Raw genomic sequence first — 12,384 nt, forward strand, 5'->3', positions numbered from 1 at the left:
ATCCGGATGGATTTTTCACAAGTGTTTCCTTTCGTTATCATCTTTCAAAATTCGGTGGGCGGGGGTTTCAAGGTCATCAAACTGTCCTTGAGAGGTCGCCCAAAAAAAGGCGACCACAAAACCCACACCTAAGAGCAATGCCATCGGAATCATCAGGGTCATGATATTCATCGAAACCCCCAGAGTGATGACAAAATAATAAGTGCAGAGCTGATCGGCATTAAGATCGCGGCCATCATGGGATTGATAAATCCCATCAAAGCCAAAACTCCACCAACCAGATTGTAAATTAATGAAATGCTTAAGTTGCGAATCAAAACATTTTGCGTTTGTTTTGAAAGTTTTAAGAGATCTAAAAACGGAGTCAGTCCTCCGCGGGTAAAATAGATATCCGCGCTGTGCAGGCTTAAATCCACGCTGCCTTTCACCGCAATGCCGACATCCGCTGCTTTCAAGCTGAGGCTGTCATTGGCACCATCACCGATCATGCAAGTATTTTTAAATTTTTCGACATAGTCTTTTTTATCTTCTGGAAAAAGTTCTGCGGAAACTTGATCGGCAGGGATGCCGCATTTTTCGCTAACGTCAAATACGCGGGATTTTTTGTCGCCAGATAAAAGGTGGCACTGAATATCTTTGTGTTGTAAGGTCTCAATGAGCTTTTGAGCTTCGGGACGAAGAGCATCTGAAAAATAAAGACGACATTGACTTAGGCCATCTTTAATCACTTCAATAGCCAGTTCAGATTCATGAACGGTGTCTGAAAGGTGACGGATTTCGTAAAAAGATCCTAGCCAGGTTCCACGCACTCCGCGACCTAAGATCTCTTCAGCCACAATGGGGTAAAGATCTTGCGGATGATTCCAGGCGCTACGAATCGCAAAAGCCACCGGGTGATACGATGGGGCCTCTAGGCTAAGAATGATTTTTTGCAAATCCGCGGGGATGACGGCAGGCTCTGAATAAGCAAGTTTGAGCTGACCTTCCGTTAAAGTTCCGGTTTTATCAAAAAAGACGTGCTTAAGTTGCAGGATTTTTTCTAGGGAACTAGCGTCTTTAAGCAGAATCCCTTTTTTTTGTGCCTTCTTAAGAGCTAAGCCGTAAGTTAAAGGTGAGCCAAAGGCCAGCGCGCACGGGCAGGCTAAAACCACTAAAGCTAACGAGCGGTTGAAAGCCTCTTGCATATCAATAAAGGCATAAAAAATGAAAAACCCGATGGCGAGCGTAAAGACCACCATAATAAGCTGCTGGGCTAAACGATCGGTGAGCGCGATAAAAGGACTTTTTACTAAAGCCCCTTCATCAAGCTCTTTTAAAAGTTTTCCTAGACGACTTTCGGAAAAAGTCCCTAAGAGTTTTACTTCAATATCGCGATCAAGGACTTGAGTGCCGGCAAAAAGCTTCATGCCATGAGAGAATGTGCGAGGCAGTGATTCGCCGTTGAAAAGGGACATATCCACATTAGCAAAGCTGCTTAAAAGTTCTGCTTCAGCGGGAATCGTTTGGCCGCGAGTGATTTTAAGTATGTCGTCTTGGTGTAATGAGTTGGCGGGCACGGCTTCCCAGGCAGAAAGGTTCTTTTTTAGGAACTTTTGATCTTTAAAAAATGAACGAATTTTTAAGGGTGCCAGATAATTCTGTTGAACACGTTTAAGCAGAAATCTTGCCGACAGAATAAAAAACATAAAGCTGGCCGTGCTATCATAATAAATATGACCTTCACCGTGCAGTAAATTGAAAGTTGATAAAGTAAAACCGGAAAGCATTGCCAAAGTGATGGGTAAATCCACATTCACTGTTTGGTATTTAATCGCAGTCCAAGCGCCTTTGTAAAAAGGAACGGCGCTGTAAAATAAAATGGGTAAGAACAATAAAAAGCTTAAAAAATTAAAAATATGCGCCCAAGTTCCTGTGAGGCCAGCGTACACCGGGATCACAAAAAGCATGGTGTTTCCGGCGCAAAAACCCGCCACGGCAATGCGTTTGATGATAGTGCGATTTTCACTTTGAAATTTACCGCTGATATCTTCTTGGGGTGAAACAAATGACGGCCGGTAACCCAGTTCTTCCACGACATGCGCCACTTGAGCTAGCGATGCTCCGGGTTTTAAATGTACGACCACACTGCTCTGAGAAAAATTCACGCGAGCGGATTGCACCTCGGGCATATAGCTTGGAAGTTTTTCTAAGAGATGCACGCAAGAAGTGCAGTGCAGGCCTTCCGCAAAAATCACGTAGCATTCTTCCGATGAGTTTTTAGAGTGCTGATAAAGATCACGAAATTCGGGTTGATCTAAATACGCGTAAGGATTTTGATCCTTTCCTAAAACAGGCACCGGGCCCCAGTCGGCCGCTAGAATCTTACAAGCATTGCAGCAGTATTCGCCACTTGAAGGGGTGCCGCAGTGTAAGCAGAGCTGTAGTGTTTGGGTTGAGGACATAATCACTTCCTTGGATATGATTATGTCGATGTGACTTGTTTCGTGACATGATCGTGATCATGTCTAGGAGGGGGGATGAAGAAATCCACCTAGCCGGTGGAGGGGTTGCACTTTAGCTTGCTCTGTCTCGTAAACGATCTTTTTGAATGATACGAATGTTTCTTCCATCTGTCTGGTCAATCAGACCTTCTTTTTCAAATTGAGCCAAGGTACGAATAACGGTTTCCGGTGTGGTTCCCGCCCATTGCGCGATTTCTCGACGTGTCCAGTTTTGTTGATGGAAGTGTTCGTTTAAAAATAAAACAGCTTCGGCGATACGCTCAGAAGCCCCTTTATCCATTTGATCCATCCACTTTTCTTCCGCTTGGCGCAGGTCTTTAGATAAGTGGTTTAAAAGTTTCATCGTGAGGTCGGGATGAGATCTAAAGATTTCTAGAATATCTGTTTTTGAGATAAAACAAAGCTCACAATCTTTCACCGCAACAGCTGTCGCGTGATAAGGCTCGTTGGCAAATAAAGAACGATAACCTAATACTCCGCCAGGCCCCACCATCCGAAGAGTGTGAGCGGCCCCATTGGGTGAGGTGACCTCCAGCTTTACAAGTCCTGACTGAATCGTGAAAAGGCCTAGGGGGTCGTTACCAGCATAAAAGATCATCTGACCCGCTTTAAAGCGGCACACGGTGCGGGCTTTTTCTACCAGCCCTAAAACTTCCGGCGTTGAGCATAAAAGACTGTCCTCGCGAGATTCGCAATTTGCGCAGGAAGATGTATCTTGGGGATGGCATTCACGTTTCAAACTCATACTGTCATCTTAGCAGAAGAGTCCGCATTCGTCATGGAAACTTATTCAGAGCAACATCAAGTAGCAGGGCGTCTTCCGGAAGCCTAGACGAAGGGGTGTTTAAACGCAAAGCCGCCTCCCAGGAAGCTTTATCTAAAGCCCAGGGCTTCAAGGAAACTTGAAATAAATCTAAGAATTCCCGTTCCTCCACCGCGCCCAGGGGGGCCTTGAAGTCGGCCTCACGATGGCGCTTAAAGTGTCCCAAAATAATCGCTTTTAAGGTCTTTAAAAGGTGCAATGGAACGGAGTTCATATCCGACATTATATAATAAAATTCAGAGCGAAAAACGGGGTCTGTGTGAAGCAGATTCTGAATTTGCGGCAGGGTGTAGACGTGACGCAGTTTTTGGCAGAAAAGAACCTGGGCTTGGGCGCGCGCAGGGTCGGCAAAAAAGTGATCGGCGTGAATAAGATCATGCACGATAAAGCCTAAAACATCGCGACCTTCTTCAACGAAATTTTCAATTTCCTCAAGTTCGGTCAGCATACTGACACAGCGTTGACCTTGGCACTGCATTTCTAAGACGTGTTCGGGAGTTGGAACAGAGGTCAGAAGTTCCAGTGGATAAAGTCCACGTTCCCACGCGCGTAAAGAGCGTGGGACAGAAAGGGGGATGGAGCGCCAGCTTAAGGAGCAAAACTCTTCGACGAAATAGTTTTCGGTGTCTAAGCGGTTGAGGACTTTTCGATCGTTCAAGTGCGGCGGTAAGTGTGCGCGCAAAATTTCAATAACCTTGCGACCGCGGATTCCTTGTTCTTGGGGATCAAATTTAAAATCACTATGCGGTCCGCCTAAAAAATCAGCGGGCCTGCGAAAGAAGGAGAAAATCAGAATATACACAGACGCTATTTCGAAATCTTTAAGCTCCCGTTGTTTCCACATCGCTAAAAAAGGATGAAGCGCATGATGAATTTCAGAGGCGTGTTGTTTTAAAAATGAGGTCTCTAAAAGACGATGACGAAAGCGTCCTGGGCGCAACATGGGGTCATATTGCTTGAGGCAGGATCGTTTTGTCACTACTTTAAGTATTAAAAAATACTTTAACGAGATCGCGCAAGATTGCGAAATATTGTGATTATTTAAAATATGGAAGAAATTCGTAAAATTGGTACGCCCGTTGCTTTGGTGCTTCAGTGATCCTTGAGTCGATCATGAACATGAACAAAACCATCGGGGGAAAAATGAAATCATTAATTTTAATGGCCGCTACAATGATGTTGTCACTCGGAGCTTTCGCTCAAGATTGGCGACCCGGCCCTGGTCGACCAGGTGGTCCCGGTCCCGGCAGACCCTGGCCCGGAGATCGCGAAGAAACTCGCGTGATTCGTTGTGAAAGCAATGATCGTCGCCCCGCATCTTGTGGCGTGGGTGGGTATATTTTAAATGCACGCGTTTCTCGCCAACTTTCAAGTGCGGCTTGCAACCCCGGAAATACTTGGGGATATGATCGTGATTATATTTGGGTTCAAAGTGGCTGTCGTGCCGAGTTCGTCGTTACGATTCGCAGCGAAGGTCGTCCTGGGCCCGGCCCCGGTTATCCCCCAGGACCTGGCCCCGGTCCTCGTCCGCCTTATGCTGACTTAATTCGTTGTGGCAGCCAAAACTATGGCTTTAACCGCTGTGGAGTTCGTGCGGGCTTCATCGGGTCTGTCGAGGTAGAGCGCCAGCATTCACGGGCCGCGTGTGTAAGAGGCCAGACCTATGGCTTTGATCGCCAAAGCGTGTGGGTGGATCGTGGTTGTGAAGCGACATTTCGCGTTTACTATCGTTAGTTAAATAAAAATATTTCTGTATGTGTTTCAACCCGCCTTGGAAGAGGCGGGTTTTTTTTTTTTTAAGCATTGATAGAATGAGGTTTGCGGAGGCATTTTTGTGGGGCAGTTTAAAGAAATAAAAATTGAAGAAACCGACGTGGTCTTGCAAGACATTGACGGAGTTAAAAACTTGTTTCATCAGCAAGACGAATCCGTGGACGTGTATTCTCTTTTTTTACCCCATTTCGATGAAGAACTTGGGGGGCTTTTGCCACACGAAAAACATTTTATTCCGGCCGCGCGAGTTTTGGATTCTCTTAAATAATCTTTTTAGATATGCTTTATCGATGGAATCGGCTCGCCTGCGTTTACGCCGTTTTACGGCCCATGATTTTGAAAACTTACGCGAACTTGAATCAGACGCGGAAGTCATGAAGTTCACCTCCTTAAGGGTGGCTTTATCAGCAGAACAAACCGCCTCTCGCTTACAGTCTTTGATTGAAAAAGAAACGGAGCGGGCGCCGTTGGGTGTTTGGGCCTTAGAGCTTAAAGACGATGCTGACTTTGTTGGTTGGTTTATGTTGTTAAAAACAAAAACCGAAACTCCCGAGTTAGGATTTATGATTGTGCGTCGACATTGGGGCAAGGGTTACACCACCGAAGGAAGTCGCTTGCTAGTGGATTATGCTTTTCATGCTCTAGGATTTTCAAAACTCACCGCGACGACGGATCCGCTCAATGAGGCCTCCAAGAAAGTTCTTTTAAAGCTCGGGTTTTCATGGATGCGCCAAGAAAACGGCCTAGATATCTTTGAAATCACGAAGCTCTAATCAAATCTAATGATTTTCGCCATTAACAATATGCAGAAAACTTGCAAGGTCGGATTTTTTAGCATGTAATTTACCTATGACAAGACGTCTTTTGTTATTAACAGCAATAATGATTCTTTCAGGGTGTGTAACGACGACGTATCGTGATGGTAAGGCGATTGAAACTTCCAAAGACTCTTCATCGGGCCGATTTAATAACGCTAAGATGCCAACACCCCCGCCGGCGGGTCTCGGCACTGATGTGCGTGTTTCTCTAGTTCCGCGCAAGGACAATCCGCAATTTTATGAATACCGCGTGGCGGAAGTTTATCCAAAAACGATTTATTCCAGAGCGGGGATAAAGTCCGGCGATACTTTGTTAAGTATTGACGGTCGCCCGATTCAAACCATGGAAGACGCCGTTAATATCCCAAACCGTATCAGCGCATTAGATTTTAATAAGCTCTTGGTGCGCCGAAACGGAAAGAATATTATTTTACAGGCGAAAAATTAGATCTATTTTTTCTTCTTTTTGCGTTTAGCTTGAGCAATCAAGTTTTCTTCAAACTCGATCATTTCGGCAAAGCTCATCTCTTTAGGAGGCTCTGCCGTGATGGCTTTGTAATCAACAGTGCTGACTTTAAGCACTTCGATTTTTTTACCTAAAAGTTCTTCGATGTCTTTAAGTAATTCTTTTTCTTCAGGTGCGCAGAAAGAAACCGCGATACCTTTGTTAAAACCACGACCGGTACGACCGATGCGGTGAACATAGTTTTCTGGTTTTTCTGGAAGATCGTAATTAATCACGTGGGTCACATTGGGCACGTCAATACCACGAGCGCTCACGTCCGTTGCGATGAGGATCTGGCATTTTCCGGCACGGAAGGCCTTCATGACCTCATCACGATCTGTTTGATCTTTTTCTCCGTGCAAAGTCATGCTGGCGATTTCAGAACGCTCTAATACTTTAGCCACGCGTTCGGCGCGAACACGGGTGCGCACAAAGATGATAAACTTTCCCTCGGGATTTTGTTTTAGGTATTCGACTAAGAAGAAACGTTTGTCATCCATTTCCATCGACATGGTAAAGTGCGATACGTTTTTTGAAACCGGATCTTCGGGGGAAATCTGGATGCGAATGGCATTGCTGCGAACTTGCGAATAGGCAAGCTTCTTGATTTCTGCATTGATCGTGGCCGAAAAAAACAAAGTTTGATGGTGATGGGGCAGTTTTCTTTTGATGGACTCAATATCTTCGATAAAACCAAGATCCAACATATGATCGGCTTCATCTAAAACCAAGGTCTCTACGGATCTTAGGTGAATGAACCCTTGGCTGATCAAATCAAACATCCGCCCTGGGGTGGTGATTAAAATATCGATGCCATCTTGAAGTTTGGTGATTTGGCGATCTTGTTCCACGCCCCCAAAAAGAGCAAAGGCTTTCACCTTGGTGTGTTTGGCTAAAGAATTAAAAACGTCGCCGATTTGTTGGGCCAGCTCACGCGTGGGGACCATGACTAAGCACTTGATGCCTAAAACTCTTTTGCTCGCTTTATTGCTGTGGATGTTATTCACAATCGGAATCGCGAAGGCCGCGGTTTTTCCCGTGCCCGTTTGGGCGATGGCTAAAACGTCTTCGCCTTTTAAGATCGAGGGGATGGCTTTGTATTGGATGTCGGTGGTACGGAAGAAGCCAAGGCCTTCAAGGTTGCGTAAAAGGTCTTCAGAAAGGTGGAATTTTTCAAATTTCATGATGCGCCGTTTATCGGCTCCAGAGCCATTTTTGTCAAAGATTATTGTTATTTACGAAAGTCTCTTCTGCAGAATGATTTTAAGGCCTTTAGTCGAGGAGTTTTCCGTCCCTATCACCTCAAAACCATGTTTTAAGTTCAAAATGAACATCTCCCGGAAGTGATTTTGGGTCTTGGTCTGCAGGATTTGATATCCTTGCTTAAGGCACCATTGGTGTTGAGTTTTGATCAGCTCACTGGCAATTCCGACCCCGCGATATTCGGGCAAAACGCCACCAAGCCAGCTATAAAAGATCTCCCCACTGAGTTCATATCCCAGCTTAAAGCCAGCAAGCTTTCCGTCGACTGTAGCGACCAAGAGTTCGGCTTTGGCGCTTTTCATTTTTTCGTCAAATCGGACAGGATCGAAATCACCGAAAATTTTGCGGCAAAGTTTTGCGATGGTTTCTTTTGCTTGGGTGTCGATAAAGGAAGTCGGAGTGATCTGGATCCGCGCTTTTCTAAATCGAGGCGTCATTTTGCCTTCAAACTCAATCTCACTTTCAAAGATTTCCCGAGGACGAACCCACAGCGTCGCCAGCTCGTTTGGATAACGCGTTTCATAGACCACGAGATCTTCAAGCGTCTCACTGTGTTTGGCGATGCCGAGAAATTTGTAGGGTTTGTTTTTATAGTGATAATAAAGTGTCATGCTCATAGTGTCTGCAGACAATTTATCCCGCGTCCACTTCAAGTCAACAAAGTTTCTTGTTATGAGGATGCGTAAAATAAACCTTAAAATAATGGATTCAATTATATACCGGTAACAATACTCAATAAACATTCAATGGTGGAAGATTAGAGAGTAAATATGTGGTTCGAAATAAAATTAACACTGTTTAGGAAAGAGGTTTCTATGCAACTAGTGCAATTCATCAAAGAGTGTCGACAGGCTAAAGCTTGGAGACAGAGTGAAATGGCCGATCAAATGGGAATTTCAACCCAAGCGATTTCAAATATAGAGCGCGGAGTGATGAAACCACCTATTCATTTTTTGATTAAGTTCTGTAAGGTTTTTGATGTACCCGAGGATAAGGTTCAAGAACTGTTTGTTGCTTACCAGATGGATGTGGCTGAAAAAGAGTCCGCTGAAAAATGGAAAAAGGCGGTCGTCACCAAATCAATTAAGGAACTTCAAAAAAGTCCTATCATCTGGAACTAAAATAAAAATTGCCAGAAAGTATGTCTCTCATCAAGAGAGCGGCAGGCTGGCGTGTTTTAAAAAAATCCAAATTGATTTAATGATCATTGGTTTTCTGCAAAGTTTTTCTTGAAGTCTTGGCTTCGGTTTGAAATCCCTCCATGGTGAAGAAGATTGCTTCTCACTATGGAAAGGATGAGCATGGAAACCACACGAATTTCTCACTCAAAAAATGAAAACCTAAAAAATCAAAGCAGCGCCTTAGCGGCGAAATATTTTCCAGAAGAGGGCTCGGGTCGCAGGCCTCTTAGTGCCACCATCTACAAAAAAACAGTGTCTGAGGTTTTTGACCTTTTACGGAATGTCGAAAACTTCCCGCAATTTTTTGAAAGCTTAAAAAAAGTGGAAACCGCCGGAGAGGGGAAGGCACAGTGGTATTTTCAAGGCATTCCGTCGGAGGGATTTTCATCTCACGATTCTTTTTCTGTTCCGATGAATGTTCAGTTTGATCAAAGCAACAACAGCCTAGTCTGGAAAGCGGAAGATAAGGCGGGATTTGATTATACCATCGCGATCGAATTGCTCCCCGCACCTGCAGATCGTGGCACGATTGTGCGTCTGATGGTCGCCTATGAAAATATGTTAGGAGAAATTGCCGGGAAGTTTGAAAAAATTTTCGGTAAAGATGCGGAAGTCACGTCAAAGAAAAACCTGCAACGTCTAAAAGCATTTTGTGAAACGGGCAGTGTGCCGACCACCGAAGGTCAGCCCAGTGGTCGTGAAGAAGATTTAGAAGAAACAAAGCACTAAGGAAGGATTATTTATGAGAGCACTTACCTGGGAAGGCAAACAAAGCGTTGCCGTTAAAAATGTCCGTGATCCAAAAATTCTAAGACCTGAAGATGTGATTATCAAAATCACCACGGCCGCCATCTGCGGCTCGGATTTGCATCTTTATAATGGCGTGATTCCAACTATGAAAAAGGGCGACATCTTGGGCCATGAAAACATGGGAGAAATTGTCGAAGTAGGATCTGCCGTGAAAAATCTTAAAGTCGGCGACAAAATCGTGGTGGCATTTGATATTGGTTGCGGCAAATGTTGGCACTGCGAACATGAAGAGTATTCGGTCTGTGATAACTCTAATCCCAACGCGCATATCGCGGAAATGCTTTATGGATCTAGCGGGGCGGGCCTTTTTGGTTATTCCCATATTTACGGTGGCTACGCCGGGGGACAAGCCGAATACTTGCGCGTCCCTTACGCCGAAACAAATTCAATTGTTGTTCCCAAAGGGATTGATGACGAAAAGGTTTTATTTTTAAGTGACATCTTTCCTACCGGTTGGATGGCTGCTGAAAATGCCAATATTAAAGAAGGCGACACCGTGGCCATCTGGGGCGCGGGTCCCGTCGGTCAAATGGCTATTCGCAGTGCTTTCTTAATGGGGGCCGAGCGAGTGATCGCCATTGATCACTATGAAAGTCGTCTGCAATTAGCCGCCGAGGCCGGGGCGGAAGTCATCAACTTTGATAAAACCGGGGATGGCATTTTAGACGAAATAAAATATCTGACTGGTGGTGTGGGCCCGGATTCATGTATTGATGCCGTGGGATTGGAAGCTCACGGACAGACGGTGACGGCGATGATGGACCGAGCAAAAATGGCGTTGTCGCTAGCGACGGATCGTCCCGATGTTCTTCGCCAATGCATGCAAGCTTGCCGTAAGGCCGGAACAGTCTCCATTCCTGGGGTTTATGGTGGGCTTTTAGATAAAGTCCCATTTGGTGCGGCCTTTGGTAAAGGTTTAAAATTCGGTATGGGACAAACCCACACGCAAAAATATATGAAGCCTTTATTAGATCTGATCCTTGAAGGAAAAATCGATCCCTCTGAAATTATCAGTCACCGCATCGATATCAGCCAAGGGCCAGATGCTTATAAAAACTTTAATGACAACAAAGAGGAATACCGCAAGGTCGTTATTAAAATGCACTAGCAGGATTTTTTTGTAGGAGAGAGCATGACGAAGCTAAAAAAGATTTTTAAAAACAATGGTCTTTCAATCGTGATGTTTTCTTTATTTTTGGTGTTTATTCTTTCTCAGTTCTTTATTGGGCGAGTGGATTTCAATGAAGACTTAGAACGCCATGGGCGGCCTCCGGTGACAATGTCTGAATACTTAAGCAGTGGGCATTTTATCGAGGCGACTTTTGAGAACTGGGAAAGTGAATTCTTTCAGATGGGTCTCTATGTGATACTTACGGCCTTTTTGTATCAGCGCGGCTCCTCTGAATCTAATAAACTACCGGAAGAAAAACAGGATCCTTATGAAAGCCAAATTGAAGAGCTCGAAGAAGCTCAGAAGAAAGCTCTCTTAGCCCGTGAAGGCCATCCCTGGCCTTTAAAAGCGGGCGGGGTGTGGAAGTTTCTATACAGTTACTCTTTATCCATCACATTATTGGTTTTATTTTTTATTTCTTGGTTTTTACAAGGTTATGGTGGCTGGAAAAATGAAAACTTGGAGAGATCTTTTTACAATGAAGCCCCTTTAGAATTTTTAGAGTTCTTTGCCTCAAGCAAATTTTGGTTTCAAACCATGCAGAACTGGCAAAGTGAATTCGTTTCAGTCGCACTTTTAGTGGTCTTTTCAATATATCTTAGACAAAAAGGCTCTTCACAGTCCAAAGACGTGGATGCGCCTCACAGCATGACGGAGGGATAGATCATGGCAAGAAAGTATTCTAAATCAGCAGGTAAAGACGTTGAGTCGGCAATGCGCCGTAAGAAAAAGGGAAAGCTTAAAAGTGGCCCCGGCGGTAAAGGCGGTACGGTGAAAAGTCGTAAGCAGGCTATCGCCATAGGACTTTCTGAGGCCCGCGCGAAGGGGAAGAAAGTGCCAAAAAAGAAAACGGGAAAAAAGGCCACCACCAAGAAAAAGGCTTCAAAGAAAAAGACCGGCCGCAAAAAAGCTTCCCGGAAGTAATTTTGCCGAAGCTTAGCTACAACGGCAACTTAGTGCTTCATCGGCAGCTGGGTTGCTGTTACAGACTGATACTGGCGGATATGGGTGTCTGTACTTTTAATTCATTTTTCATCAAACCCAAGGCCTGATCGTTCAGTGTCTTGGTGTTTGAGGCGATGCAGTCCCTTGGTACGGTGATTTTAAAATCGCGCATATGAGCATCATGCACGGTAAAAAGGATGCAAATATTGCCCGCCACGCCGGTAAGGATTAAATTCTCAATTCCCAGGTCTTTCAGAAATACTTCTAAATTCGTTGAATAAAAAGCGGAGTGGCGCGGTTTTAAGATGAAGTAGTCTTCAGGGTCGGGATGCAGAATTTTTGCGATCTCTCGGCCTCGGCTTTTTGGAGCCGCACAGGTTTTATAAACTTCTTCCCAGCTGGATTTCCAATTGCCAAAGTTATCGTTCACATAGACGACCGCGGCACCCCTTTTTGCCATCTTCTTTTTTAGTTTTAAAATATTTTTTGCCACGGGCAGGGCCTGCTTAGCCAGCATCGGCCCTTCGGGAAAGTCCAAGGTGTTGAGCATATCAATAATCAGCAAGGCCGTTTTTGATTTCACCTTGGTTGGTT

The 12,384-nt window shown here is 44.8% G+C and carries 16 protein-coding genes; 9 read left to right on the plus strand and 7 right to left on the minus strand.

The features are described 5' to 3' along the window. Positions 1-15 precede the first annotated feature (15 nt). From ccoS to AZI86_RS13210, 4 genes are all read right to left on the minus strand, one after another. Positions 16-171: a cbb3-type cytochrome oxidase assembly protein CcoS gene (gene ccoS / locus AZI86_RS13195; protein ID WP_061835669.1), complete on the minus strand. Its 156-nt coding sequence runs from the start codon at positions 169-171 to the stop codon at positions 16-18. Then, a complete protein-coding gene (locus AZI86_RS13200; protein ID WP_081111931.1) occupies positions 168-2,441 on the minus strand; it encodes a heavy metal translocating P-type ATPase in 2,274 nt (757 codons plus the stop codon). The genes ccoS and AZI86_RS13200 overlap by 4 nt, the downstream gene beginning before the upstream one ends. 112 nt (positions 2,442-2,553) lie before the next feature. Then, the gene (locus AZI86_RS13205) at positions 2,554-3,246 is read right to left on the minus strand and encodes a Crp/Fnr family transcriptional regulator (protein WP_061835670.1); all 693 of its coding nucleotides are present in this window, start codon (positions 3,244-3,246) and stop codon (positions 2,554-2,556) included. 31 nt (positions 3,247-3,277) lie between these two features. Beyond that, the gene (locus AZI86_RS13210; RefSeq protein ID WP_061835671.1) at positions 3,278-4,267 is read right to left on the minus strand and encodes a hypothetical protein; all 990 of its coding nucleotides are present in this window, start codon (positions 4,265-4,267) and stop codon (positions 3,278-3,280) included. A 200-nt stretch (positions 4,268-4,467) separates the two neighbouring features. Here AZI86_RS13210 and AZI86_RS13215 point away from each other — a divergent pair, with 200 nt between their 5' ends. The 4 genes from AZI86_RS13215 to AZI86_RS13230 all read left to right on the plus strand — a co-directional run bounded on the left by AZI86_RS13215 (position 4,468) and on the right by AZI86_RS13230 (position 6,363). Then, a complete protein-coding gene (locus AZI86_RS13215; RefSeq protein ID WP_157684708.1) occupies positions 4,468-5,058 on the plus strand; it encodes a DUF3011 domain-containing protein in 591 nt (196 codons plus the stop codon). 100 nt (positions 5,059-5,158) lie between these two features. Continuing rightward, a complete protein-coding gene (locus AZI86_RS19250) occupies positions 5,159-5,365 on the plus strand; it encodes a hypothetical protein (protein ID WP_061835673.1) in 207 nt (68 codons plus the stop codon). Positions 5,366-5,387: 22 nt separating this feature from the next. Continuing rightward, entirely contained in the window at positions 5,388-5,870 is a 483-nt protein-coding gene (locus AZI86_RS13225) for a GNAT family N-acetyltransferase (protein ID WP_061835674.1), read from the plus strand. Positions 5,871-5,946: 76 nt separating this feature from the next. Beyond that, the gene (locus AZI86_RS13230; protein WP_157684709.1) at positions 5,947-6,363 is read left to right on the plus strand and encodes a PDZ domain-containing protein; all 417 of its coding nucleotides are present in this window, start codon (positions 5,947-5,949) and stop codon (positions 6,361-6,363) included. Between the two features lie 2 nt (positions 6,364-6,365). Here AZI86_RS13230 and AZI86_RS13235 read toward each other — a convergent pair whose 3' ends face one another. Both AZI86_RS13235 and AZI86_RS13240 read right to left on the minus strand, forming a co-directional pair. Then, complete coding sequence (locus tag AZI86_RS13235) at positions 6,366-7,604, minus strand: DEAD/DEAH box helicase (protein ID WP_061835676.1); 1,239 nt, start codon at positions 7,602-7,604, stop codon at positions 6,366-6,368. A gap of 51 nt (positions 7,605-7,655) precedes the next feature. After that, entirely contained in the window at positions 7,656-8,300 is a 645-nt protein-coding gene (locus AZI86_RS13240; RefSeq protein WP_061835677.1) for a GNAT family N-acetyltransferase, read from the minus strand. A gap of 198 nt (positions 8,301-8,498) precedes the next feature. Here AZI86_RS13240 and AZI86_RS13245 point away from each other — a divergent pair, with 198 nt between their 5' ends. The 5 genes from AZI86_RS13245 to AZI86_RS13265 all read left to right on the plus strand — a co-directional run bounded on the left by AZI86_RS13245 (position 8,499) and on the right by AZI86_RS13265 (position 11,769). After that, positions 8,499-8,804 (plus strand): helix-turn-helix domain-containing protein, encoded by a 306-nt coding sequence (locus AZI86_RS13245; RefSeq protein WP_157684710.1) that lies wholly within the window; start codon positions 8,499-8,501, stop codon positions 8,802-8,804. Positions 8,805-8,984: 180 nt separating this feature from the next. After that, a complete protein-coding gene (locus AZI86_RS13250; RefSeq protein WP_061835679.1) occupies positions 8,985-9,593 on the plus strand; it encodes an SRPBCC family protein in 609 nt (202 codons plus the stop codon). 13 nt (positions 9,594-9,606) lie between these two features. Then, positions 9,607-10,782: a zinc-dependent alcohol dehydrogenase gene (locus tag AZI86_RS13255; protein WP_061835680.1), complete on the plus strand. Its 1,176-nt coding sequence runs from the start codon at positions 9,607-9,609 to the stop codon at positions 10,780-10,782. A gap of 24 nt (positions 10,783-10,806) precedes the next feature. Next, positions 10,807-11,508 (plus strand): DUF6766 family protein, encoded by a 702-nt coding sequence (locus tag AZI86_RS13260; protein WP_061835681.1) that lies wholly within the window; start codon positions 10,807-10,809, stop codon positions 11,506-11,508. Between the two features lie 3 nt (positions 11,509-11,511). After that, a complete protein-coding gene (locus tag AZI86_RS13265) occupies positions 11,512-11,769 on the plus strand; it encodes a DUF6496 domain-containing protein (RefSeq protein WP_061835682.1) in 258 nt (85 codons plus the stop codon). 58 nt (positions 11,770-11,827) lie between these two features. Here the strand turns inward: AZI86_RS13265 and AZI86_RS13270 are convergent, their stop codons facing one another. Next, positions 11,828-12,373, minus strand: a complete 546-nt coding sequence (locus AZI86_RS13270; RefSeq protein WP_216635916.1) for a cysteine hydrolase family protein — start codon at positions 12,371-12,373, stop codon at positions 11,828-11,830. Positions 12,374-12,384 lie beyond the last annotated feature (11 nt).

Source organism: Bdellovibrio bacteriovorus, from assembly GCF_001592735.1.
Taxonomy (GTDB): Bacteria; Bdellovibrionota; Bdellovibrionia; order Bdellovibrionales; family Bdellovibrionaceae; genus Bdellovibrio; species Bdellovibrio bacteriovorus_D.